The 23871-nt window shown below is 73.0% G+C and carries 25 protein-coding genes; 22 read left to right on the forward strand and 3 right to left on the reverse strand.

Annotated features, from left to right (window positions below):
• Nucleotides 1-36: 36 nt before the first annotated feature.
• Genes hisH through hisF form a run of 4 tightly spaced genes read left to right on the forward strand, consistent with a single transcriptional unit; the run spans nucleotide 37 to nucleotide 2615 of the window.
• The gene (gene hisH / locus ACIGZJ_RS02355) at nucleotides 37-672 is read left to right on the forward strand and encodes an imidazole glycerol phosphate synthase subunit HisH (protein WP_396455513.1); all 636 of its coding nucleotides are present in this window, start codon (nucleotides 37-39) and stop codon (nucleotides 670-672) included.
• Nucleotides 673-694: 22 nt separating this feature from the next.
• Nucleotides 695-1420, forward strand: coding sequence for a bifunctional 1-(5-phosphoribosyl)-5-((5-phosphoribosylamino)methylideneamino)imidazole-4-carboxamide isomerase/phosphoribosylanthranilate isomerase PriA (gene priA, locus ACIGZJ_RS02360; protein WP_392927766.1), 726 nt, complete (start codon nucleotides 695-697; stop codon nucleotides 1418-1420).
• A complete protein-coding gene (locus ACIGZJ_RS02365) occupies nucleotides 1417-1848 on the forward strand; it encodes a RidA family protein (RefSeq protein WP_396455514.1) in 432 nt (143 codons plus the stop codon). Before priA ends, ACIGZJ_RS02365 begins: the two co-directional genes overlap by 4 nt.
• Nucleotides 1845-2615, forward strand: a complete 771-nt coding sequence (gene hisF / locus ACIGZJ_RS02370) for an imidazole glycerol phosphate synthase subunit HisF (RefSeq protein WP_387940530.1) — start codon at nucleotides 1845-1847, stop codon at nucleotides 2613-2615. Before ACIGZJ_RS02365 ends, hisF begins: the two co-directional genes overlap by 4 nt.
• Before the next feature lie 48 nt (nucleotides 2616-2663).
• Here the strand turns inward: hisF and ACIGZJ_RS02375 are convergent, their stop codons facing one another.
• The 3 genes from ACIGZJ_RS02375 to ACIGZJ_RS02385 form a co-directional block, all read right to left on the reverse strand.
• A complete protein-coding gene (locus ACIGZJ_RS02375; RefSeq protein ID WP_396455515.1) occupies nucleotides 2664-3449 on the reverse strand; it encodes a VOC family protein in 786 nt (261 codons plus the stop codon).
• 128 nt (nucleotides 3450-3577) lie between these two features.
• Entirely contained in the window at nucleotides 3578-4225 is a 648-nt protein-coding gene (locus ACIGZJ_RS02380; RefSeq protein ID WP_396455516.1) for a TIGR03085 family metal-binding protein, read from the reverse strand.
• Nucleotides 4226-4270: 45 nt separating this feature from the next.
• Nucleotides 4271-4849, reverse strand: a complete 579-nt coding sequence (locus tag ACIGZJ_RS02385) for a hypothetical protein (RefSeq protein WP_392927776.1) — start codon at nucleotides 4847-4849, stop codon at nucleotides 4271-4273.
• 122 nt (nucleotides 4850-4971) lie between these two features.
• Here ACIGZJ_RS02385 and ACIGZJ_RS02390 point away from each other — a divergent pair, with 122 nt between their 5' ends.
• The 18 genes from ACIGZJ_RS02390 to ACIGZJ_RS02475 all read left to right on the forward strand — a co-directional run bounded on the left by ACIGZJ_RS02390 (nucleotide 4972) and on the right by ACIGZJ_RS02475 (nucleotide 23775).
• Nucleotides 4972-5442, forward strand: coding sequence for a hypothetical protein (locus ACIGZJ_RS02390; RefSeq protein WP_396455517.1), 471 nt, complete (start codon nucleotides 4972-4974; stop codon nucleotides 5440-5442).
• 71 nt (nucleotides 5443-5513) lie between these two features.
• Nucleotides 5514-5885, forward strand: coding sequence for a phosphoribosyl-AMP cyclohydrolase (gene hisI, locus ACIGZJ_RS02395; RefSeq protein ID WP_392927781.1), 372 nt, complete (start codon nucleotides 5514-5516; stop codon nucleotides 5883-5885).
• 38 nt (nucleotides 5886-5923) lie between these two features.
• The gene (locus tag ACIGZJ_RS02400) at nucleotides 5924-7444 is read left to right on the forward strand and encodes an anthranilate synthase component I (protein ID WP_396455518.1); all 1521 of its coding nucleotides are present in this window, start codon (nucleotides 5924-5926) and stop codon (nucleotides 7442-7444) included.
• A 41-nt stretch (nucleotides 7445-7485) separates the two neighbouring features.
• Nucleotides 7486-8046, forward strand: a complete 561-nt coding sequence (locus ACIGZJ_RS02405) for a Uma2 family endonuclease (protein WP_396455519.1) — start codon at nucleotides 7486-7488, stop codon at nucleotides 8044-8046.
• A 32-nt stretch (nucleotides 8047-8078) separates the two neighbouring features.
• Nucleotides 8079-8717: a TIGR02234 family membrane protein gene (locus tag ACIGZJ_RS02410; RefSeq protein ID WP_396455520.1), complete on the forward strand. Its 639-nt coding sequence runs from the start codon at nucleotides 8079-8081 to the stop codon at nucleotides 8715-8717.
• Between the two features lie 147 nt (nucleotides 8718-8864).
• The gene (locus tag ACIGZJ_RS02415; protein WP_392927788.1) at nucleotides 8865-9116 is read left to right on the forward strand and encodes an HGxxPAAW family protein; all 252 of its coding nucleotides are present in this window, start codon (nucleotides 8865-8867) and stop codon (nucleotides 9114-9116) included.
• A gap of 84 nt (nucleotides 9117-9200) precedes the next feature.
• Entirely contained in the window at nucleotides 9201-9647 is a 447-nt protein-coding gene (locus tag ACIGZJ_RS02420) for a DUF2752 domain-containing protein (RefSeq protein WP_396455521.1), read from the forward strand.
• 258 nt (nucleotides 9648-9905) lie between these two features.
• Nucleotides 9906-10712 carry an indole-3-glycerol phosphate synthase TrpC gene (gene trpC, locus ACIGZJ_RS02425; RefSeq protein WP_392927791.1) on the forward strand — a complete coding sequence of 269 codons (807 nt, stop codon included), beginning with the start codon at nucleotides 9906-9908 and terminating at the stop codon, nucleotides 10710-10712.
• A gap of 10 nt (nucleotides 10713-10722) precedes the next feature.
• Nucleotides 10723-10872 carry a tryptophan biosynthesis modulator TrpM gene (trpM, locus tag ACIGZJ_RS02430; protein WP_392927793.1) on the forward strand — a complete coding sequence of 50 codons (150 nt, stop codon included), beginning with the start codon at nucleotides 10723-10725 and terminating at the stop codon, nucleotides 10870-10872.
• A gap of 48 nt (nucleotides 10873-10920) precedes the next feature.
• Nucleotides 10921-12171: a tryptophan synthase subunit beta gene (trpB, locus tag ACIGZJ_RS02435; RefSeq protein ID WP_396455522.1), complete on the forward strand. Its 1251-nt coding sequence runs from the start codon at nucleotides 10921-10923 to the stop codon at nucleotides 12169-12171.
• Nucleotides 12172-12173: 2 nt separating this feature from the next.
• Entirely contained in the window at nucleotides 12174-12983 is an 810-nt protein-coding gene (trpA, locus tag ACIGZJ_RS02440; protein ID WP_392927796.1) for a tryptophan synthase subunit alpha, read from the forward strand.
• 233 nt (nucleotides 12984-13216) lie between these two features.
• Nucleotides 13217-13474, forward strand: coding sequence for a hypothetical protein (locus ACIGZJ_RS02445; RefSeq protein WP_396455523.1), 258 nt, complete (start codon nucleotides 13217-13219; stop codon nucleotides 13472-13474).
• Nucleotides 13475-13643: 169 nt separating this feature from the next.
• Nucleotides 13644-14165 (forward strand): MauE/DoxX family redox-associated membrane protein, encoded by a 522-nt coding sequence (locus ACIGZJ_RS02450; RefSeq protein ID WP_392927800.1) that lies wholly within the window; start codon nucleotides 13644-13646, stop codon nucleotides 14163-14165.
• 86 nt (nucleotides 14166-14251) lie between these two features.
• Nucleotides 14252-15115, forward strand: a complete 864-nt coding sequence (locus ACIGZJ_RS02455) for a DsbA family protein (protein ID WP_396455524.1) — start codon at nucleotides 14252-14254, stop codon at nucleotides 15113-15115.
• A gap of 206 nt (nucleotides 15116-15321) precedes the next feature.
• Nucleotides 15322-16302 carry a prolipoprotein diacylglyceryl transferase gene (gene lgt / locus ACIGZJ_RS02460; protein ID WP_396455525.1) on the forward strand — a complete coding sequence of 327 codons (981 nt, stop codon included), beginning with the start codon at nucleotides 15322-15324 and terminating at the stop codon, nucleotides 16300-16302.
• 193 nt (nucleotides 16303-16495) lie between these two features.
• Nucleotides 16496-17188, forward strand: coding sequence for a VIT1/CCC1 transporter family protein (locus ACIGZJ_RS02465; protein WP_392928313.1), 693 nt, complete (start codon nucleotides 16496-16498; stop codon nucleotides 17186-17188).
• A 532-nt stretch (nucleotides 17189-17720) separates the two neighbouring features.
• A complete protein-coding gene (gene gltB, locus ACIGZJ_RS02470; RefSeq protein WP_396455745.1) occupies nucleotides 17721-22322 on the forward strand; it encodes a glutamate synthase large subunit in 4602 nt (1533 codons plus the stop codon).
• Nucleotides 22315-23775 carry a glutamate synthase subunit beta gene (locus ACIGZJ_RS02475; protein WP_396455526.1) on the forward strand — a complete coding sequence of 487 codons (1461 nt, stop codon included), beginning with the start codon at nucleotides 22315-22317 and terminating at the stop codon, nucleotides 23773-23775. Before gltB ends, ACIGZJ_RS02475 begins: the two co-directional genes overlap by 8 nt.
• The last annotated feature ends 96 nt before the right edge of the window (nucleotides 23776-23871 follow it).

A 23871-nucleotide genomic window follows, 5' to 3' on the forward strand; every position in this document is an offset into this window, starting at 1 on the left:
CCGCCAGGACCCGCTGAGAGACTTGGACACCTGAACATGGGCAAGAACGTCGTCGTACTCGACTACGGGTCGGGCAACCTCCGCTCGGCCCAGCGCGCCGTGGAGCGCACCGGGGCGAACGTCACCGTCACCTCCGACTTCCGGACCGCACTGGACGCGGACGGCCTGCTCGTCCCCGGCGTCGGCGCCTTCGAGGCCTGCATGCGCGGGCTGAAGGCCGTCCGCGGCGAGCAGATCATCGGCCGCCGGCTGGCCGGCGGCCGGCCGGTGCTGGGCATCTGCGTCGGCATGCAGATCCTCTTCGAGAAGGGGGTCGAGCACGGCGTGGAGACGGCCGGCTGCGACGAGTGGCCCGGCACCGTCGAGCCGCTGGAGGCCCCGGTCGTCCCGCACATGGGGTGGAACACCGTCGACGCCCCCGAGGGCAGCCGGCTCTTCGCCGGGCTCGACACCGACACCCGCTTCTACTTCGTGCACTCCTACGGCGTGCGCCGCTGGGAGCTGGAGGTCCACAGCGCCCGGATGCACGCCCCGCTCGTCACCTGGGCCACGCACGGGCAGCCGTTCGTCGCCGCCGTCGAGAACGGCCCGCTCTGGGCCACCCAGTTCCACCCCGAGAAGTCCGGCGACGCCGGCGCCGCCCTGCTGACCAACTGGGTCAACACCCTCTGACCGTCTGAGAGTTGTCACAACGATGAGTCGCCTCGAACTGCTCCCCGCCGTCGACGTCCGCGACGGCCAGGCCGTCCGCCTGGTCAAGGGCGCCTCCGGCACCGAGACCTCCTTCGGCGAGCCGCTCGCCGCCGCCCTCGCCTGGCAGAACGCCGGCGCCGAGTGGCTCCACCTGGTCGACCTGGACGCCGCCTTCGGCACCGGCACCAACCGCGACCTGCTGCGCGAGGTCACCGGCGCGCTCGACATCAAGGTCGAGCTGTCCGGCGGCATCCGCGACGACGAGTCGCTGGCCGCCGCCCTGGCCACCGGCTGCACCCGGGTCAACCTCGGCACCGCCGCCCTGGAGAGCCCCGAGTGGGTCGCCAAGGTCATCGCCGAGCACGGCGACCAGATCGCCGTCGGCCTGGACGTGGTCGGCACCACCCTGCGCGGCCGCGGCTGGACCCGCGACGGCGGCCAGCTCTTCGACGTGCTGGCCCGCCTGGACGCCGAGGGCTGCGCCCGCTACGTCGTCACCGACGTCAACCGGGACGGCACCCTGACCGGCCCCAACCTCCAGCTGCTGCGCGACGTCTGCGCCGCCACCGACAAGCCGGTGGTCGCCTCCGGCGGCGTCTCCTCGCTCGACGACCTGCGGGCCATCGCAACCCTGGTCGGCGAGGGTGTCGAGGGGGCCATCGTGGGCAAGGCACTCTACGAGCAGAAGTTCACCCTCGAAGAGGCCCTGGAGGCGGTTTCAGGATGACGGAACGTCAGATCGTACGCGGTCGGGTCGGCGGATTCTCCCCCTGGGAGGACCAGTTCGGCTACGCGCGGGCGGTGGCGGCCGGGGACCACGTCCACGTGGCCGGCTCCACCGCCTGGGTCGACGGAAGGATCGAGCACGAGGGCGACCCGTACCGGCAGACCCTCGCCGCCTTCGGCGTCGGCCTCACGGCCCTGGCCGCGTACGGACTGACGGCGGACGACGTGGTCCGCACCCGGATGTACATCACCCACGCCCGCGACGCCGACGAGGTGGGCCGCGCGCACCGCACCCTCTTCGCCGACACCCGCCCGGCGGCCACCATGGTGGTCGTCGACGGCCTGATCGACTCCCGGATGATGGTCGAGGTCGAACTCGACGCCTACCGTGCCGGGCTCGCAAGCACTCTGGAAGGCCAACAGCCGTGACCCTCGCCGTACGTGTCATCCCCTGTCTGGACGTCGACGCCGGCCGGGTGGTCAAGGGTGTCAACTTCCAGAACCTGCGCGACGCCGGCGACCCGGTCGAGATGGCCAAGCTCTACGACGCCGAGGGCGCCGACGAGCTGACCTTCCTCGACATCACCGCCTCCTCGGGGGACCGCGAGACCACCTACGACGTGGTCCGCCGCACCGCCGAGCAGGTGTTCATCCCGCTGACCGTCGGCGGCGGCATCCGCGCCGTCGAGGACGTCGACAAGCTGCTGCGGGCCGGCGCCGACAAGGTCGGCGTCAACACCGCGGCGATCGCCCGCCCCGAGCTGATCCGGGAGATCGCGCAGCGCTTCGGCCGCCAGGTGCTGGTGCTCTCGGTGGACGCCCGGCGCTGCCCCCCGGGCACCGAGACCGCCTCGGGCTTCGAGGTCACCACGCACGGCGGACGGCAGGGCACCGGCCTGGACGCCGTCGAGTGGGCGGGCCGCGCGGCGGAGCTGGGCGCGGGCGAGATCCTGCTCAACTCGATGGACGCGGACGGCACCAAGGACGGCTACGACCTGGAGCTGATCGGGGCCGTCCGCAAGACCGTCTCCGTCCCGGTGATCGCCTCCGGCGGCGCCGGCCGGCTCGCCGACTTCGCCCCCGCGGTGGAGGCCGGCGCGGACGCCGTGCTGGCGGCCAGCGTCTTCCACTTCGGCGACCTGCGGATCGGCGAGGTCAAGAACGCGCTGCGCGAGGCCGGGCACCCGGTGCGCTGAGCTGCGCCCGGTGCTGTCCGCGCCCGCGGACAGCACCGGGGCCGGGCCTCAGGACCCCTGCCGCGGCTCGCCCTTGATCAGGGCGAACGGCGCGCCGGACGGGTCCGCCAGCCAGGCGATCCGGCCGACCTCGGGGACGTCCTCGGCGGCCATCAGCACCGCGCCGCCGGCCTCCTGCGCCCGGCGGACCAGCTCGTCGACCTGCTCGGTGGCGAAGTACGGCGTCCAGGAGGGCGGCTGGCCCTCCGACATGATCGGGGCGATGCCGCCGAAGCTGGTGGCCTGCTGGTCGCCCTCGGCGGTGGAGACCACCAGGTACGTCATACCGGGGGCCGGGAACTTCTCCGAGCGCCAGTCGAACACCGTCCGGTAGAAGCCGAATCCGGCCTCCTGGTCGGTGGTGTGCAGCTCGGACCAGACCAGGGCGTTGTCGCTGGACACCACGTCCAGCCCGGTGGTCGAGCCGGCCTGCCAGATCGCGAACTGCGCACCCTGCGGGTCGGTGAGCTGGGCCATCCGCCCGGCGTCCATCACGTCGAAGGGCGCGACCCGGACGGTGCCGCCGGCCTGCTCGACGGCCTTGGCCGTGGCGTCCGCGTCAGGCGTTTTGAAGTACGTCGTCCAGGTGGACCGGGCGCCCTCCTCGGTGAGCGGCCCGACGGCGCCCACCGTCTTGCCGTCCAGCTGGAGGAAGCCGTAGCCGCCGGCCTCCGGGCCGAGCTGCTGGAACGTCCAGCCGAACACCGCCCCGTAGAAGGCGGCGGCCGCGGCCGGATCCGGGGCGCCGAGGTCGATCCAGCAGGGCGAGCCGGTGGGAAAGTCGGTGGTGAGCATGAGGTGGTGCTCCTAACGACGGGAAAGAGCGGCCGGGCGGCTTGTCGAGGGCGCTCGGGCACCCCTCCCCGACCATCTGCGAGTCTGCACCCCGCCACTGACATCCGCAGCCGGGACCGGTCCAGGCCCTAGGGCAGCGGCAGCACGTGGCGCAGCGCGGTGACCGCGTCCGGCGGGCCGTCCACGGCCAGCTCGGTGCGGGCCCCCCGGCCGTAGACGAAGAGCACCAGCTCGCCCGGCTCGCCGGTGATCCGGACGACCGGGGCCCCGGCGGGGCCGACGGTCACGCCCGGGTCGTCCGGGCCGTCCGGACGGCGCAGCTCCAGCCGGACGGGGGAACGGCGGCCCGCCTCCAGCCTGGCCAGCATCGGCAGCCGCCGCCAGAGCGCCGCGGCCCGGCCGGGCGGCACCGGCTGCGGCTGCCAGGACCCGCCGGCCCGGCGGACGTCCTCGGCGTGCACGAAGTACTCCACCGTGTTCGCCGCCTCGTCGGCGCCGGGCAGCGCGAACAGCGAGAGCACCGGCGGGCCGGCCCGGAACACCCGCAGCAGCTCCTCGTACGGGCGCTCGGCGTAGCCGCTCTGCACCCGGCGGGTCCAGTCGGCCAGCGGGCCGATCCGGATGCCGGCCGCCGCGTCCGGCCGGTGCTCGCGGATCACCAGGTGGGCGGCGAGGTCCCGGGTGGTCCACCCGGTGCAGAGGGTGGGGGCGTCCGGCCCGGCGGCGGCCAGGAGTTCGGCCAGTCGGTGGCGCTCGGCGAGGGCATGGTTCGACATGCGGCCCAGCCTAGGGTGAGGAAGCGCCCGGGGACTGGCGGGGGCTTAGCGCAGGTGGCCGGTGAGCCTGGTGCCGCCCTGGCGGTTGCTCGCCGTCATCGTGCAGCTGAAGTCCCGCCAGCCCTGCTGGTAGACCGTCATCGCCGGGCCGAAGGGGAAGCCGTAGTACGGGCCTCCGCCGCCCTGGCGGGCCTCGGCGGCGGCCAGCGGCTCCTTGCAGGCGTCCCGCATGGCCTTGGTGATCTGGCTCTCGGCGGTCAGGCCGTCCGGCAGCAGCAGGGCCGCGATCGACTCGCCGTCGTGCTCGCCCTCGCAGGGCCGGGCCTCCGGCCTGGTGATCCCCTTGCTGAGCTGCGGGTGGTCGAAGCAGGCTCCGAGCGGGAGGAACGGGTACGGGACCACCCTGGTCGGGGTCGGCGTCGGGGTGGGGCTCGGCGTGGGCGTCGGACTCGGGGTGGTCGCGGTGGGGGAGGGCTGCGGCGGCGGCAGCGCGACCGGCCGGTCCTCCGGCCAGAGCAGCACGGTGGCGACCACGGCCAGCAGCACGGCGAGGACCGCCGCGACGGCGATGACCAGCCCGCGGGAGGGACGGGAGGCGGCTTCGGGCGGCTGCTCGGTGCTCATGGGCACGAGGATGGCCCAACCGGGGCCGTCTCGGCAGGCGGTTGGCACAACTCGTACGAGCGGACCTGTCGCACTGGTCCGATAGGCTCCCCGTGGCACGACACGATCCCAGGAGTATGCGGATGCGCGTCGGAATCACCGGTCACCGGGGCCTGTCGGGTGGCATCACCGAGATGCTGGTCCGCGGGGAGCTCTGGCGGCTGGTCACCACCTTCGGCCCGTACGAGCTGGTCGGCGTCAGCTGCGTCGACGAGGGCCCGGAGAGCTGGTTCGCCCGGTCCGTGCTGGAGCACGGCGGCAAGCTGGAGGTGCTCGTCCCCGCCGGGGCGCCCCTCGTCGGCCGCGCAGACGACCACCACCGGGGGACGAGACTGCGGCTGATGAACGAGGCCAACGCCGTCCACCGGCTCGCCGCCGTCGAGCACGGCGGCCTCGGCGACGACACCGCGCGCGCCCTGGTCGGCATGGTCGACGAGGTGATCGCGGTCTGGGACGGTACCCCGGACGGCGAGCCCGCCCGGGTCGCCGGGCTCGCCCAGCAGGCCGGGCTCCACGTCCACCGGATCTGGCCGGCGGGCTGCGAGCGGCCATGAGGTCCGACCGGCGGGCCGGACCGGCCTCGGCACCCGCCCGGCGGGCCGGACCGGACTGACACAATGGGGCCATGTCCACCACACCCGCCGCCCCCGGCAGCACCGCCCTGGCCCCCGAGATCGCCGCCCGCCTCAAGCGCACCGAGGAGGGCCTGCTCCCGGCCGTCGCGCAGCAGTACGACACCGGCGAGGTGCTGATGCTCGGCTGGATGGACGACGAGGCCCTGCACCGCACCCTGACCACCGGCCGCTGCACCTACTGGAGCCGCAGCCGGCGCGAGTACTGGGTCAAGGGCGACACCTCCGGCCACGTCCAGCAGGTCAAGTCCGTCGCCCTGGACTGCGACGGCGACACCCTGCTGGTCCGGGTCGACCAGACCGGCGCCGCCTGCCACACCGGCGACCGCACCTGCTTCGACGCCGACGTGCTCCCGCTCGCCTGACCCCCACACTCCGCCACGACCAGAAGGTGCCGCTCTCCATGGACCTCGAAGCCTTCCGCAAGCTCGCCGTCGACACCCGGGTCATCCCGGTCACCCGCAGGCTCCTCGCGGACGGTCTCACCCCGATCGGCCTCTACCGCAGCCTCGCGGGCGAGCGCCCCGGCACCTTCCTGCTGGAGTCCGCCGAACAGGGCCGCAGCTGGTCCCGCTACTCCTTCGTGGGCGTGCGCAGCGCCGCCACCCTCACCGCGGACCAGGACGGCAACGCCCGCTGGCTCGGCGCCCCGCCGGTCGGCATCCCCACCTCCGGCGACCCGCTGCAGGTGCTGCGCGCCGCCCTGGACGCCCTGCACACCCCGCGCCGCGCCGACGACGGCCTGCCGCCGCTCACCGGGGGACTGGTCGGCTACCTCGGCTACGACGTCGTGCGCCGGCTGGAGAAGCTGCCCGACCTCAACCCGGACGACCTGCGGCTGCCCGAGCTGACCATGCTGCTCGCCACCGACCTCGCCGTGCTCGACCACGTGGACGGCACGGTGCTGCTGATCGCCAACGCCGTCAACCACAACGACCTGGCCAGCGGCGCCGACGAGGCCTACGCGGACGCGGTGGCCCGGCTGGACGCGATGGAGGCCGACCTGCTGAAGCCGGTCGACCCGGGCCTGGCGACCTTCACCCCGGCCGGCGCCGGCGACGTCCACTCACCGTTCGGCGGGGCGCCCTACCGGGCCGCCGTCGAGGAGATCAAGGAGCGGATCCGGGCCGGCGAGGCCTTCCAGGTGGTGCCCTCGCAGCGCTTCGAGGCGCCCTGCCCGGCCTCCGCGCTGGACGTCTACCGGGTGCTGCGCACCACCAACCCCAGCCCGTACATGTACCTGTTCCGGTTCCCCGGCCCGGACGGCACCGCGGAGGGCGGCTTCGACGTGGTCGGCTCCAGCCCGGAGGCGCTGGTCAAGGTCACCGACGGCGAGGCGATGCTGCACCCGATCGCCGGCACCCGGCACCGCGGCGCCACCCCGCAGGAGGACGCCGGGCTCGCCGCCGAGCTGCTGGCCGACCCCAAGGAGCGGGCCGAGCACCTGATGCTGGTCGACCTCGGCCGCAACGACCTCGGCCGGGTCTGCGAGCCCGGCAGCGTGGAGGTGGTCGACTTCATGCACATCGAGCGCTACAGCCACGTCATGCACATCGTCTCCACCGTCACCGGCCGGGTCGCCCCCGGGCGGACGGCCTTCGACGTGCTCACCGCCTGTTTCCCGGCCGGCACCCTCTCCGGCGCGCCGAAGCCGCGCGCGATGCGCATCATCGAGGAGTTGGAGCCCACCCGCCGGGGCCTGTACGGCGGCTGCGTCGGCTACCTGGACTTCGCCGGGGACTCCGACACCGCGATCGCCATCCGCACCGCGGTGCTGCGGGACGGCACCGCCTACGTCCAGGCCGGCGCGGGCGTGGTCGCCGACTCCGACCCGCACGGCGAGGACACCGAGTGCCGCAACAAGGCCGCCGCCGTCCTGCGGGCCGTGGCCACCGCGAACACGCTGCGCACGCCGCTATCGTGAGGACGACGGGCGCGTTGAACCGCTGAGGGAAGGCGGCCGGGATGACGTCGGCGAGCACGGAGAGCGCCTGGGAGGCGCTCGAAGGTGTCAACCCTCCGCGCGGCTACCGGGTGGAGATCACGGACGGGAAGATCATCATGACGCCCCACGGGGAGAGCCGGTGGGAGGTCGTCCTCAGCGCGGCGCCGCAGATCAGGGCGCAGCTCGCGGGACACGGCCGGGTGCTGTCGGACGTCATGATCGACTTCCCCTCGCCGCGCTTCGGCTACGCCCCCGACCTGGCGGTCGTCGCCCCGGGGGCGGAGCGCAACGCCCGTCACCGGTTCGAGTGGCACGACCTCGAAGCGGTGATCGAGGTGGCCTCGCCCTCGGACCGGGACGAGGACCGCCTCGGGAAGGTCCGGACGTACGCCCAGTGCGGGATCCCGCTCTACGTCGTGGTGGACGTGGCCGAGGCGGTCTGCACGGTGCACAGCGCCCCGCAGCGCACCGGGAACTACCGGGAGGCGGAGCGGGTGCCCTTCGGCAACGACCTGTTCCTGCCGCTGGCGGACCGGACCCTGGTGCTGTCCACCGACGGGTTCCCGGCGGACCCGGAGTAGGGGCGGCGCGCAGGGTCGTGGATAGTGGACGGGTGAGCGTTCCTACCCAGCCCCGTGCCGAAGCCGCCCCCGCAGCTACCGCCCCCGCCCCCGCCGCGGTCGGGCGGCGGATGCTCGGCGTGATGCTGCTGCTGACCGCGCTCGGCGCCGTCCTGGTGCTGACCGCCGTCGGCCGGGTCTGGGCCGAGGGCCGGGTCGCCGGATCGGCCGCCGGGATGCTGGAGGTGTCCGCCACCGGCAGCCGGATCTCCGAACTGCCCGGCGGGCTGGCCCTGGTGGCGCTGGCGGCGGCGGTCGCGGTGTTCGCGGTGCGCGGCGTCGGACGGATCGCGGTCGGGGTGCTCACGCTGCTGTCCGGCCTCGGGGTGGCCGCCACGGCGGCGGCCGGGGCGGGCGACAGCACGGCGCTGCACGCCGAGGCGGCCCGCAAGCTGGCGCTGTCCGGCACCCAGGCCACCGGGATCAGCCACACCGCCTGGCCCTGGCTGGCGCTGCTCGGCGGACTGCTGCTGGCGCTGGCCGGGCTGCTGACCGTCCGGTACGGCCGGGGCTGGCCGACCATGGGCAGCCGCTACGACGCGCCGACCCGCAAGGCGCCCGCAAAGGCCGCCGAGAGCCCGGCCGACCTGTGGAAGGCGCTGGACCGGGGCGAGGACCCGACCGCCGGCTGAGCGCCGCGAGCGGGCCCGCGCGGGTGTGACCCGATAGACGAGCACCCCCTTTGGGTGAGCGCCGTGTGGCCCGGCACAATGGAACACGTCAACCCGCCAGGGGCCCGTGGGCCCGGCCGGGCCCCGGAGAACCAAGGAGCACCGCAGATGTCGGCAGCAGCACACGGCCACAACCCCGCCGCCTGGACCGGCGTGACCATCGCGTTCGTCGGCTTCGCGATCTCGGGCGTGGCGATGATCCTCCCGTCGGTGCTGATCGTCTGGGCCGGCCTGGCGGTCGTCGTGCTCGGCGGCGTGGTCGGCAAGGCCATGTCGATGGCCGGGATGGGCAAGCAGCCCAGCCCGCACGTGGAGACCCTTGAGGACCGTGCTGCGGCGGCCGCCGCCGTCACCGCCTGACGCGCGACCCCTCGTACGGCCGAACGGCGGGCGCCACGCCCGCCGTTTCGTTCTGCCCCCCGCTTGCGCCGGGCGGGCACAATCATGGGCGTGAACGCCGCTCCCACCGCCTCCACCCGGCCGCCCGTGCTGCGCAGGCTGGGCCCGCCGCTGGCCGCCCTGGCCGCCGTGGCCGTCCCCGCCGTGTACATCGCCGCGGTGGACCCCAACGCCCCCGGCCACTACCCCGACTGCCCCTTCCTGGCGGCCACCGGCTGGTGGTGCCCCGGCTGCGGCGGCCTGCGCTGCGTCCACGCGCTCGCCCACGGGGACCTCTCCGGCGCCCTGCACGACAACGCGTCCGCGGTGCTGCTGTTCGCGGTGCTGGCGGTGCTCTGGCTGCGCTGGCTGTGGGCCGTGGCGGTCGGCGGCCCGGCGCCGCGGATCGCGCCGGGGGCGCGGCGCTGGGCGCTGATCGCGCTGCTGGTGCTGGTGTTCACGGTCGTGCGCAACCTGCCCGTCGGGGCGGGACTGGCGCCACCGCTGGTATGAGTCCGACAGCCGGTGTAAAAGGTGTGAAACCGCAGCTGGGAGCCGCCTCGGGGGGCGTCCGGTCCGCGAGACGCACGCCGGGTGGATGCGCCCCGCGCTCCCCGGTGCCGATACCATCGAAGGGCCGGCTGGCCGTTTGGCCGCCCGGCCCCTGGCCGGCCGAGCCGGCAGAAATGATGGGGGCGCCCGCGTGAGCGAGCGAACAAGTGTCAGGTGCGTGTTGCGCGCAGCGCCTGCCGAGCGGAGCGAGGTGGGCGTATGACTGTGCTCGAAACGATTGTCGAAGGTGTCCTCGAGGACCTCGCCGAGCGCCAGGCCAAGGTCTCCCTGGACGAGCTCAAGGAGATCGCCGCCAAGGCCCCCGACGCCAAGGACGGCGTCGCGGCCCTGCGCGGCGACGGTGTCCGGGTGATCTGCGAGGTCAAGCGCTCCAGCCCGTCCAAGGGCGCACTGGCCGCGATCGCCGATCCGGCCGCACTGGCCCGCGACTACGCGCTCGGCGGCGCCGCCGCGATCAGCGTCCTGACCGAGCAGCGCCGCTTCGGCGGCTCCCTCGCGGACCTGGACAGCGTCCGCGCCGCGGTGGACACCCCGGTGCTGCGCAAGGACTTCATCGTCACCGCCTACCAGCTGTGGGAGGCCCGAGCCCACGGCGCCGACCTCGCGCTGCTGATCGTCGCCGCCCTCGACCAGCCGGCCCTGGTGTCGCTGATCGAGCGCGCCGAGTCGATCGGCCTCACGCCGCTGGTGGAGGTGCACGACGAGGAGGAGATCGCCCGCGCGGTCGACGCCGGGGCGCGCATCATCGGCGTCAACGCCCGCAACCTCAAGACCCTCGAGGTGGACCGCAACACCTTCGGCAACGTCGTCCACGCCATCCCGGACCACGTCGTCAAGGTCGCCGAGTCCGGTGTGCGCGGTCCGCTGGACGTGATCTCCTACGCCAACCTCGGCGCCGACGCGGTGCTGGTCGGCGAGTCCCTGGTGACCGGCAAGGACCCGCGGGCGGCCGTCGCCGACCTGGTCGCGGCCGGCGCGCACCCCGCGCTGCGGCACAAGGACTGACCGCGCCGCCATGAAACTAGCCTCCCGCCTCGCCCCCGGCTGCCGCCCGCGCGGCTGCCGCGCGCCCGCACGCCGGGTGCTGGGCAGGCGGGTGCGCTACGTGATCGGTTGCGAGCCCGGACAGGTGCCCGGCCGTCGATGGCGCAGGTCGCACGGCTGAGCCAGCCGTTCCGACGTCACTGCCGTCATCTTCCAGAAGGACTCCACCATGTCCGAGAAGGACTACCTGCCCGGCGCCGAGGTGCCGGACGCCCGCGGCTACTTCGGTGCCTACGGGGGCCGCTTCATTCCGGAGGCGCTGGTCGCCGCCGTCGAACAGGTCGCCGACGAGTACGAGAAGGCCAAGGCCGACCCGGCGTTCGCCGCCGAGCTGGACGGGCTGCTCAAGGACTACACCGGCCGTCCCAGCCCGCTGACCGACGTCCACCGCTTCTCCGCCGAGGCGGGGGGCGCGCGCGTCCTGCTCAAGCGCGAGGACCTCAACCACACCGGCTCGCACAAGATCAACAACGTGCTGGGCCAGGCCCTGCTCACCAGGCGGATGGGCAAGACCCGGATCATCGCCGAGACCGGGGCCGGCCAGCACGGCGTGGCCACCGCCACCGCCTGCGCGCTGTTCGGCTTCGACTGCACCATCTACATGGGCGAGGTCGACACCCGGCGGCAGGCGCTGAACGTCGCCCGGATGCGGATGCTCGGCGCCGAGGTGGTCTCGGTGACGTCCGGCAGCCGCACGCTCAAGGACGCCATCAACGAGGCGTTCCGCGACTGGGTCGCCAACGTGGACTCCACGCACTACCTGTTCGGCACCGTGGCCGGCCCGCACCCCTTCCCGATGATGGTCCGCGACTTCCACCGGGTGATCGGCGTCGAGGCCCGTCAGCAGGTGCTGGACCGGACCGGGCGGCTGCCGGACGCCGTCGTCGCCTGCGTGGGCGGCGGCTCCAACGCGATGGGCATCTTCCACGAGTTCATCCCGGACGCCGGGGTGCGCCTGATCGGCTGCGAGGCGGCCGGCGAGGGCGCCGAGACCCCGAAGCACGCCGCCACCCTCACCAAGGGCGACCCGGGTGTGCTGCACGGCTCGCGGACCTACGTGCTGCAGGACGAGGACGGCCAGACCATCGAGTCGCACTCGATCTCGGCCGGCCTGGACTACCCGGGCGTCGGCCCGGAGCACGCCTGGCTGAAGGACACCGGCCGGGCCGAGTACCGCCCGGTCACCGACGACGCCGCCATGCAGGCGCTGCGGCTGCTGTCCCGCACCGAGGGCATCATCCCGGCCATCGAGAGCGCCCACGCGCTGGCCGGCGCCCTGGAGCTGGGCCGCGAGCTCGGGCCCGAGGCCACCATCCTGGTCTCGCTCTCCGGGCGCGGCGACAAGGACATGCACACCGCGGCCGAGTACTTCGGCCTGTACGACGAGGCTGCCAACGGCGCCGCTGACGGGGGTAAGTGACCATGGCTTCGAAGCTCAGCGGCATCCTGGCCGCCGCCAAGGCGGAGAACCGCGCCGCGCTGATCGGCTACCTGCCGGCCGGCTTCCCGAGCGTGGACGGCGGCGTGCGCGCGGTCAACGCGCTGATCGAGGGCGGCTGCGACATCGTCGAGGTCGGCCTGCCGCACTCCGACCCGGTGCTGGACGGCCCGACCATCCAGACCGCCGACGACATCGCGCTGCGCGGCGGCGTGCGGATCAAGGACGTGCTGCGCACCGTCCAGGAGGTGGCCGCCGCGCACCCCGAGGCGGCGGTCCTGGTCATGACGTACTGGAACCCGGTCGACCGCTACGGCACCGCGCGCTTCGCCGCGGACCTGGCCGCCGCGGGCGGGGCGGGATGCATCCTGCCGGACCTGCCGGTGGAGGAGTCCGAGGAGTGGCGCAAGGCGGCGGACGAGCACGGGCTGGACACCGTGTTCGTGGTCGCCCCGAGCAGCCGGGACAAGCGCCTTGCCGAGGTCACCGCGGCGGGCAGCGGCTTCGTGTACGCGGCCGCCGTGATGGGCGTGACCGGCACCCGGGCCCGGGTCGGCAACCTCGCCGAGGACCTGGTCGCCCGGACCAGGGCCACCACCGACCTGCCGGTCTGCGTCGGCCTCGGCGTCTCGACGGCGGTGCAGGCCGCCGAGGTGGCCGGCTTCGCGGACGGTGTGATCGTCGGCTCGGCCTTCGTCCAGCGGATCCTGGACGCCGACGGGGACGAGCAGGCCGCGCTGGACGCCGTCCGCGGCCTGGCCGGCGAGCTGGCCGCGGGAGTCCGCCGCCGGTAGTCCACCCTGCTCGACCGCGTTCCACCGCGCTCCGTCCGACGGCCCGTCGCCCCGCTGTACCGGGGGCGGCGGGCCGTCGGGCGTTCCCGGCGGCGGCCCGGCCACCCCGAACGGGTGAACACTGCCGGGGACACGCATCAGCCGGGGTTGACCGGCGTTGAGTGGAGGGACGAGTGCACGAACGACGAGCCCGGGGCCAGAGGCGGGCGCGAAGCGAGCGAAGGGGTCTGCCGGTGCCGTGTCTCCAGCGAGCCGTCCTGCTGCGGGCGGCCGCGGCCGCCCTCGCCCTGTGCGCCGCCGTCGGGGCGGACACCGCGGTCGGGCACGCGCTGGCCAGGCGGGGTGCGGAGCGGGCCGAGCGGGACGCGTACGTCTGCGCCGAGGCGGCCCGGGTGGACGCGGCGGTCCGGGCCACCCGCTCGGAGCACGAGGGCCGCCAGGACCTCTACGACCCGGGGCGGCCGCCGGGCTGCGTCCCGAACGGGCGCTAGAACACGATGGGAACGTATTCGGACACATCGTCATCAGGTGTCACCCATACGGCTTAATTCCTGAATATGGAGGAACCGCCCTTCATCCCTTACGGTTCATCAGGAAGTGAACGTGTTTCCCGAGGGGGGTTTCCCGATGGCCGGCCCGGCAGCGCAGCCCGGTGACCCAGTGCAGCCCGGTGACCCGGCGCGGCCCGGTCCGGCGCGGCGCGGTGGCACCGCGCGGGCGCCGTGGCCGGCCTGGACGGAGTGGATCGGTACGGCCGCCCGGCTCGGCCTCGCCGTGGTCTGGGGCTGGGCCGGTCTGGCCAAGATCGCCGACCCGGCCGAGGCCGCCCAGGCGGTGCGCGCCTACGAGATCCTGCCCGAGTCGCTGGTCAAGCCGGTCGGCTACGCGCTGCCCTTCCTGGAGCTGGCGCTCGCGCTGCTGCTGGTGATCGGGCTCGGCGTCCGGCTGGTGGCCGCGGTCTCCGCGCTGCTGCTGCTCGCCTTCATCGCCGGGATCGCCTCCGCCTGGGCGCGCGGCATCTCGATCGACTGCGGCTGCTTCGGCGGCGGCGGGGCGGTGGACGCCTCGCAGACCGAGTACCTGCAGGAGATCCTGCGCGACACCGGGTTCCTGCTGCTGGCCGGCTGGCTGCTCTGGCGGCCCCGCACCAGGCTCTCGGTGGACGGCTGGCTGGCGAGCTAGCCGACCGGACCGGGCCCGGCCGGCGCAGACCGGCCGCACCTCCACCCCCGACCCTGCCCCCACCCCCGACCTGGATGTCCAAGGCAATGAGCGAGAAGAACCGAGAAGGCAAGCGCACCGCCCGCGAGCGGATGCTGGCGGAGCGGGCGGCCGACGAGGCCGGCGCCCGGCGCAAGAAGAAGCTGGTGGTCGGCGGGGTGGTGCTGGCGGTGATCGCCGCCGCCGTGGTCACCGGCGTGGTGGTGCAGAACCAGCGCTCCAAGCCGGAGACCCCGACCGCGGCCCCGGCCGGCGCGATCGGCGACAAGAACCTGGTCATCCCGGTCGGCGCCGCGAACGCCCCGTCCGTCCTCACCGTCTACGAGGACCCGCGCTGCCCCGCCTGCGGCACCTTCGAGCGCGACTTCGCGCCGACCATCGACCAGTTGGAGGACGCGGGCAAGATCTACTCCAACTACCACATCGTGTCGTTCATCGACCGGGCCGTCCCGGGCAAGGGCTCCAAGTACGGGGCCAACGCGCTGGCCTGTGCGCAGGACGCCGGGCACTTCCGCGACTACCACGACGTGCTCTACCGCAACCAGCCGGACGAGACCAACGACGCCTTCGGCGACAAGGCGACGCTGATCAGCCTCGCCAAGCAGGTCAACGGCCTGGACACACCCGCCTTCGAGGCCTGCGTCAACGACAACAAGTTCGGCGGGTGGGTGTCCGCGGTCCAGCAGGACTTCGACAAGTCCAGCTACAAGTCGACGCCGACGGTGCTGCTCAACGGCCAGCCGATCTACCCGAAGAACGGCAGCGAGGAGATCAGCCCGGCGAACCTGGTGAAGTGGGTGGACGCGGCGAACCAGGGCAAGCAGCTCGGCACCCCCGGCTCGAACGGCCAGACCCCGGCGCCGACCAGCACCGCCTCGGAGAGCAACAACCCCTCGCCGAACGCCGGCTAGGCCCTGGACCCCGCCCCCGGTCGGCCGCCGCCGCCCCCTCCCCGTCCGGAGGGGGCGGCGCAACCCCGGTTGCGGTCCCGGCTGCGGTCCCGGCTGAAACCCCGGGTGGGGCCGCGCACCAGGCCCGGCCCACCGGCCGTTGTTCGGCATCTGTGACCCACGGGGTGCCCGGGGCGGGCCGCAGACCCTGTAGCGTCGGAGCTGCCATGGATATCGCCTACATTCCCAGCCCGTCGCGGGGCGTCCTCTACCTCGGACCGATCCCGCTGCGCGCCTACGCCTTCTGCATCATCCTCGGTGTCGTCGTGGCCGTCTGGCTCGGCAGCAAGCGCTGGGTCGCCCGGGGCGGTGGCAAGCACACGGTCGGCGACATCGCCGTCTGGGCTGTGCCGTTCGGCCTGGTCGGCGGCCGGCTCTACCACGTGATCACCGACCACCAGCTGTACTTCGGTGCGGGCCGCAACCCCTGGAACGCCCTCAAGATCTGGGAGGGCGGCCTCGGGATCTGGGGCGCCATCGCGCTCGGCGCGGTCGGCGCCTGGATCGGCGCCCGCCGCCGGGGTGTGCCGCTGCCCGCCTACGCCGACGCCATCGCGCCGGGCATCGCGCTCGCCCAGGCGCTCGGCCGCTGGGGCAACTGGTTCAACCAGGAGCTGTACGGCCGGGAGACCACCCTGCCGTGGGGCCTGGAGATCGACAAGACGCTGCCGAGCGGCGAGGTGGTCACCGGGATCTACCACCCGACCTTCCTCTACGAGTCGCTCTGGTGCGTCGGGGTCGCGCTGCTGGTGATCTGGGCGGACCGCCGGTTCACCCTCGGCCACGGCCGGGCCTTCGCGCTGTACGTCGCCGCGTACACGGTGGGCCGGTTCTGGACCGAGTGGCTGCGGATCGACGAGGCCCACCACGTCCTCGGCCTGCGGATCAACGACTGGGTCGCGATCCTGGTCTTCCTCGGGGCCGTCGCCTACCTGGTGATCGTGGGGAAGAAGCGCCCGGGGCGGGAGGATCCGGCCAGCATCGACCCGATGGCGACCGACCCCTCGGACGCCCCGGCGGCCTCCGGTGCCCCGGGTGCCCCGGATGCCTCGGAGAAGATTGCCGAGCCGTCTCGGCCCGTGGACGAAAAGGCGGACGCCGACACGGCCGCGGACCAGGCCGACAAGAACGCCAAGAACCTCACCTGACCTGCGAGTCCGCTCGCCTCCGGCCGCTCTTCCGCATTTCGCGGAGGGCGGCCGGAATGCTGTTCGGACAGCCTTACTTTGCTGGAAATGCCCAGGCCGCGCGGACTACGTTCGATTCATCAGACGATCGGACGGAGGCCCGACAACCGTGAGTGCGACCACCCTTGAACCCGAGGCCGGGAACCACCCCCGCATTCCCGCCGCGGGGCACCACCGTGATGTGAACGGCGGCTGGCTGCGGCCCGCCGTGTTCGGTGCGATGGACGGGCTGGTCTCCAACTTCGCGCTGATGACCGGGGTCACCGGCGGCGCGGTCTCCAGCGGCACGGTGGTGCTGACCGGACTGGCGGGCCTGGCGGCCGGCGCCTGCTCGATGGCGGCGGGGGAGTACACCTCGGTGGCCTCGCAGCGCGAGCTGGTGCAGGCCGAGATCGAGGCCGAGCGGCTGGAGCTCAGCCGCAACCCGCACGGCGAGCTGGCCGAGCTGGCGCAGCTGTACGTCGCGCGCGGGGTGGAGCCGGGGCTGGCGCAGGAGGTGGCCCGGCAGCTGTCCGCCGATCCGGACCGGACGCTGGAGGTGCACGCCCGGGAGGAGCTGGGCGTCGACCCCAACGACCTGCCCTCGCCGTGGGTCGCCGCCGGGTCCTCGTTCGTCTGCTTCGCGGTCGGTGCGCTGCTGCCGCTGCTGCCGTACCTGCTGGGGGCGACCTCGCTGCTGCCGGCGCTGGTGCTCTCGATGCTCGGCCTGTTCGCCTGCGGCGCGGTGGTGGCCCGGGTGACGGCGCGCAGCTGGTGGTACAGCGGGCTCCGGCAGCTGGTGCTGGGTGGGGCGGCGGCCGGGGTGACCTACCTGCTGGGTTGGCTGATCGGCGGCCACGTCGGCTGACGGCCGCATACCCGGGCGGGATCGGCGGGGCTGCCGGGGCCAGTGGGACCGACCGGGCAGGTGGGAGGCCCAGGGCCTTAGGGCCTGTCCGGCGGATGGTACGGACTTCTGCATGATTATGCGCTACCATGCGTGACGTTCCACACATGGGTCCGGCTGTCCGGCTCTTCTAGCATCGGTCGCAGGCCTGCCGGTCCGAGGATTACCCCGGTCGGACCGGCTTTGGGGGATCGAATCGCAGGCGGGCCTGTGGCGATCATGTCGACGAGGCATTTCGCCCCTGTTTCGGCCCTCCGGGGCGCGGGCACACTTGAGTGAGCGTGCGGACGAGTTTCCATCTCCCGTTGCTCGCATTACTCGCCGGTAATAGCCCCTGACCTGGGGTCATGTCCGCGATGTGGACGCAGGATTCCACTTCCCGGGATCTCCGGCATCATGTAACCTGCACGAAATCGCAGAGGGCCAACGTCGTCCCTATTGCACAAGCTCATTGCTCAAGACGACGACGGGAGAGCCGATGCTGTCTGCATCCATGCACTCCGCCAACGAGCCCCAGGCCGGCGCCGCGCGCCCGCCGTACGCGCTCGTTCCGGATGCGCGACCTGCTGCTCAGGGCCTGTACGACCCGCGAAACGAGCACGACGCCTGCGGCGTCGGCTTCGTCGCCACGCTGACCGGCATCGCCGACCACAAGATCGTCGAGCAGGCGCTCACCGTGCTGCGCAACCTGGAGCACCGGGGTGCCACCGGCGCCGAGCCGGACTCCGGTGACGGCGCGGGCATCCTGACCCAGGTCCCGGACGCCTTCCTGCGGGCCAAGGTCCCCTTCGAGCTCCCGGCCGCCGGCGCCTACGCGGTCGGCATCGCCTTCCTGCCCGACGAGGACGAGGCCGACGCCGCCGCCGTCGCGCGGATCGAGGCCATCGCCGCCGAGGAGGACCTGACCGTCCTCGGCTGGCGTGACGTCCCGGTCAGCCCGGACCTGCTGGGCGCCACCGCCCGCTCGGTGATGCCGCGCTTCCGCCAGGTGTTCCTGGCCAAGGACGGCGTCGAGGGCATCGCGCTGGACCGGCTCGCCTTCGTCGTCCGCAAGCGCTCCGAGCGCGAGGCCGGTGTCTACCTCCCGTCGCTCTCCGCGCGCACCATCGTCTACAAGGGCATGCTCACCACCGGGCAGCTGGAGCCGTTCTTCCCCGACCTGTCGGACCGGCTCTACGCCTCCGCGCTCGGCCTGGTGCACTCCCGCTTCTCCACCAACACCTTCCCGAGCTGGCCGCTCGCCCACCCGTACCGCTTCGTCGCGCACAACGGCGAGATCAACACGGTCAAGGGCAACCGGAACTGGATGACCGCCCGGGAGTCCCAGCTCGCCACCGACCTCATCCCCGCCAACCGCAACGGGCAGGGCCTGGAGCGGATCTTCCCGATCTGCACCCCGGACCACTCCGACTCGGCGTCCTTCGACGAGGTCCTGGAGCTGCTCCACCTCGGCGGCCGCTCGCTGCCGCACTCGGTGCTGATGATGATCCCGGAGGCGTGGGAGAACCACGCCACCATGGAGCCGGCCCGCCGCGCGTTCTACCAGTACCACTCCAACCTGATGGAGCCCTGGGACGGCCCGGCCTGCGTGACCTTCACCGACGGCACCCAGATCGGCGCCGTGCTGGACCGCAACGGCCTGCGCCCCGCCCGCTACTGGATCACCGAGGACGGCCTGGTCGTCCTCTCCTCCGAGGTCGGCGTGCTCGACATCGAGCAGGAGAAGGTCGCCAAGAAGGGCCGCCTGCAGCCCGGCAAGATGTTCCTCATCGACACCGCGGAGCACCGCATCGTCGAGGACGAGGAGATCAAGTCCGCGCTGGCCTCCGAGCACCCCTACGGGGAGTGGGTCGCGGGCGGTCAGATCCAGCTCGCCAAGCTGCCCGAGCGCGAGCACATCGCGCACACCCACGCCTCGGTGACGCGCCGTCAGCAGACCTTCGGCTACACCGAGGAGGAGCTGCGGGTCATCCTCGCGCCGATGGCCGGGACGGGCGGTGAGGCGCTCGGCTCGATGGGCACCGACAGCCCGATCGCCGCGCTCTCCGAGAAGCCGCGCCTGCTGTTCGACTACTTCGTACAGCTCTTCGCGCAGGTCACCAACCCGCCGCTGGACGCCATCCGCGAGGAGCTCGTCACCTCGCTGCTGAGCAACCTCGGCCCCGAGGGCAACCTGCTGGCCGCCGAGGCCGCCGCCTGCCGCTCGGTCGGCATCACCTTCCCGGTGATCGACAACGACGAGCTGGCCAAGCTCGTCCACATCAACGCCGACGGCGACCAGCCCGGCCTCAAGGCCGTGACCCTGTCCGGCCTGTACAAGGTCGCCACCGGCGGCGAGGGCCTGGCCGCCCGGCTGGCCGCGATCGCCGCCGAGGCCGACGCCGCGATCGCCGACGGCGCCCGGATCGTCGTGCTCTCCGACCGGCACTCCGACGCCGAGCACGCCCCGATCCCCTCGCTGCTGCTCACCTCCGCGATCCACCACCACCTGATCCGCACCAAGCAGCGCACCCAGGTGTCGCTGCTGGTCGAGGCCGGCGACGTCCGCGAGGTCCACCACGTGGCCCTGCTGGTCGGCTACGGCGCCGGCGCGGTCAACCCGTACCTGGCCATGGAGTCCGTCGAGGACCTCGTCGCCCAGGGCACCTTCCTGACCGGCATCGAGCCCGAGAAGGCCATCAAGAACCTGATCAAGGCGCTCGGCAAGGGCGTTCTCAAGGTCATGTCCAAGATGGGCATCTCCACCGTCGCCTCCTACCGCGGCGCGCAGGTCTTCGAGGCCATCGGCCTCTCCGAGGAGCTGGTCGGCGCCTACTTCGCGGGCACCACCACCAAGCTCGGCGGCATCGGCCTGACGGAGATCGCCAAGGAGGTGGCCGCCCGCCACGCCAAGGCCTACCCGGCCTCCGGCATCCCCGCCGCGCACCGCGCGCTGGACATCGGCGGCGAGTACCAGTGGCGCCGCGAGGGCGAGCCGCACCTGTTCGACCCGGACACCGTCTTCCGGCTCCAGCACTCCACCCGCAACCGCCGGTACGACATCTTCAAGCAGTACACGGACCGGGTGAACGAGCAGTCCCAGCGCCTGATGACGCTGCGCGGCCTGTTCCAGCTGGACGGCCTGGGCCGCACCCCGATCCCCGTCGACGAGGTCGAGCCGGTCTCCGAGATCGTCAAGCGCTTCTCCACCGGCGCGATGTCCTACGGCTCCATCTCGCGCGAGGCGCACGAGACCCTGGCCATCGCGATGAACCGCCTCGGCGGCAAGTCCAACACCGGTGAGGGCGGCGAGGACCCGGACCGCCTGTACGACCCGGAGCGCCGCTCCGCGATCAAGCAGGTCGCCTCCGGCCGCTTCGGCGTCACCTCCGAGTACCTGGTCAACGCGGACGACATCCAGATCAAGATGGCCCAGGGCGCCAAGCCCGGCGAGGGCGGCCAGCTGCCCGGCCACAAGGTCTACCCGTGGGTCGCCAAGACCCGGCACTCCACCCCGGGCGTCGGCCTGATCTCCCCGCCGCCGCACCACGACATCTACTCGATCGAGGATCTGGCCCAGCTGATCCACGACCTCAAGAACGCCAACCCGGCGGCCCGCATCCACGTGAAGCTGGTCTCCGAGGTCGGCGTCGGCACGGTCGCGGCCGGCGTCTCCAAGGCGCACGCGGACGTGGTGCTGGTCTCCGGCCACGACGGCGGCACCGGCGCCTCGCCGCTCACCTCGCTCAAGCACGCGGGCGGCCCCTGGGAGCTCGGCCTCGCCGAGACCCAGCAGACCCTGCTGCTCAACGGCCTGCGCGACCGCATCGTGGTGCAGACCGACGGCCAGCTGAAGACCGGCCGCGACGTCGTCATCGCCGCGCTGCTGGGCGCCGAGGAGTTCGGCTTCGCCACCGCCCCGCTGGTGGTCTCCGGCTGCATCATGATGCGCGTCTGCCACCTGGACACCTGCCCGGTCGGCGTCGCCACCCAGAACCCGGTGCTGCGCGAGCGCTTCTCCGGCAAGCCCGAGTTCGTGGTGAACTTCTTCGAGTTCATCGCGGAGGAGGTCCGGGAGATCCTGGCCGAGCTGGGCTTCCGCACCATCGAGGAGGCCGTCGGCCACGCCGAGCACATCAACGCGGCCGCCGCGATCGACCACTGGAAGGCCGCCGGCCTCGACCTGGCCCCGCTCTTCCACGTCCCCGAGCTGCCCGAGGGCGCGGCCCTGCACCGCACCACCACGCAGGACCACGCGCTCGACAAGGCCCTGGACAACCAGCTGATCGACCTGGCCCAGGACGCGCTGGAGAACGGCGACGCCGTCCGCATCCAGCTGCCGATCCGCAACGTCAACCGCACGGTCGGCACGATGCTCGGCCACGAGGTGACCAAGCGGTACCGCGGCGAGGGCCTGCCCGAGGGCACCATCGACGTCACCTTCACCGGCAGCGCCGGCCAGTCGTTCGGCGCCTTCGTCCCGAAGGGCATCACGCTGCGGCTGGAGGGCGACGCCAACGACTACGTCGGCAAGGGCCTGTCCGGCGGTGTGGTGATCGTCCGCCCGGCGCGCGACGCCGCCGCCATCGGCGCCGACGCCCAGAACCACGTCATCGCCGGCAACACCATCGGCTACGGCGCCACCAGCGGCCGCGTCCACCTGCGGGGCAAGGCCGGCGAGCGCTTCGGCGTCCGCAACTCCGGTGCCACCCTGGTCGTCGAGGGCGTGGGCGACCACGGCCTGGAGTACATGACCGGGGGCCGGGTCGTCGTCCTCGGCGAGACCGGGCGTAACCTGGCAGCGGGCATGTCCGGCGGTATCGCCTACGTGCTGGACCTTCGCCCCGCGAACGTCAACGACGGCATGGTGGGCATCGAGGCCCCGACCGCCGCCGACCGCGAATGGCTGCGCGAGACCGTGCAGCAGCACTACGAGGAGACCGGCTCCACCGTCGCCGCCGAGCTCCTGGCCGACTGGGGCAGCGGGGTCTCCCGCTTCTCCAAGATCATGCCGACCGACTACAAGGCTGTGCTCGCCGCCAAGGACGCCGCTGAGCGCGATGGACTCTCCGAGTCCGAGACCACTCGCAAGATGATGGAGGCGGCACGTGGCTGACCCCAAGGGCTTCCTGACCACCGGCAAGCAGCTGGCCGAGCGCCGGCCCGTGGACGTGCGTCTGCGGGACTGGAACGAGGTCTACGTCGAGCGCAGCCTCCTGCCGATCATCACCAAGCAGGCCGGCCGCTGCATGGACTGCGGCATCCCGTTCTGCCACAACGGCTGCCCGCTCGGGAACCTCATCCCCGAGTGGAACGACCTGGCCTACCGGGAGGACTTCACCGGAGCCATCGAGCGGCTGCACGCGACCAACAACTTCCCGGAGTTCACCGGGCGGCTCTGCCCGGCCCCCTGTGAGTCGGCGTGCGTCCTGGGCATCAACCAGGACGCGGTGACCATCAAGAACGTCGAGGTCACCATCATCGACAAGGCCTGGGACCGGGGCGGTGTCACGCCGCAGATCCCCGAGCGGCTCTCCGGCAAGACCGTCGCCGTCGTCGGCTCCGGCCCGGCCGGCCTGGCCGTCGCCCAGCAGCTCACCCGGGCCGGGCACACCGTGGTGGTGTACGAGCGCGCCGACCGCATCGGCGGCCTGCTGCGCTACGGCATCCCCGAGTTCAAGATGGAGAAGCGCCACATCAACCGCCGCATCGAGCAGATGCGCGCGGAGGGCACCCGGTTCCGTACCGGCGTCCACGTCGGCGAGGACATCACCGGGCAGCAGCTGCGCGAGCGCTTCGACGCGGTCGTCGTGGCCGCCGGCGCCACCACGGCCCGCGACCTGCCGGTGCCCGGGCGCGAGCTCAAGGGCATCCACCAGGCCATGGAGTACCTGCCGCTGGCCAACAAGGTGCAGGAGGGCGACTTCGTGGAGCCCCCCATCTCCGCCAAGGGCAAGCACGTCGTGGTCATCGGCGGCGGCGACACCGGCGCGGACTGCCTCGGCACCGCGCTGCGCCAGGGCGCGGCCTCGGTCACCCAGCTGGAGATCATGCCGCGGCCGGGCGACGACCGCCCCGGCCACCAGCCGTGGCCGACCATGCCGATGACCTACAAGGTCACCTCGGCGCACGAGGAGGGCGGCGAGCGTGTCTACGCGGTCAACACCACCCACTTCACCGGCGACGAGGACGGCAACGTCCAGGAGCTGCACCTCGTCGAGGTGGAGTTCAAGGACGGCCGCTTCGAGCCCGTCCCCGGCACCGAGCGCGCCATCCCGGCGCAGCTGGTCACCCTGGCCATGGGCTTCACCGGCACCGACGTGAAGAACGGCCTCGTCGAGCAGCTCGGCGTCGACCTGGACGCCCGCGGCAACGTGGCGCGCGACGGCAGGTTCGCCACCAACGTGGACGGCGTGTACGTCTGCGGTGACGCCGGCCGCGGCCAGTCGCTGATCGTCTGGGCCATCGCGGAGGGCCGCTCGGCCGCCGCCGCGGTGGACGTGTACCTGGGCGGCAAGACCGCGCTGCCCGCCCCGATCCGGCCCACGGACCGCCCGCTGGTGGTCTGAACGGCCCCTTAGGCCGCCCGGCGCCGCATCGCCGGGCTGCACGAACCGCTTCCCGCCAGTGTCGCCGGGCCTATGCGGTCCCCGCGGCGTCTGCCC

Source organism: Kitasatospora sp. NPDC052868, from assembly GCF_044547105.1.
Taxonomy (GTDB): domain Bacteria; phylum Actinomycetota; class Actinomycetes; order Streptomycetales; family Streptomycetaceae; genus Kitasatospora.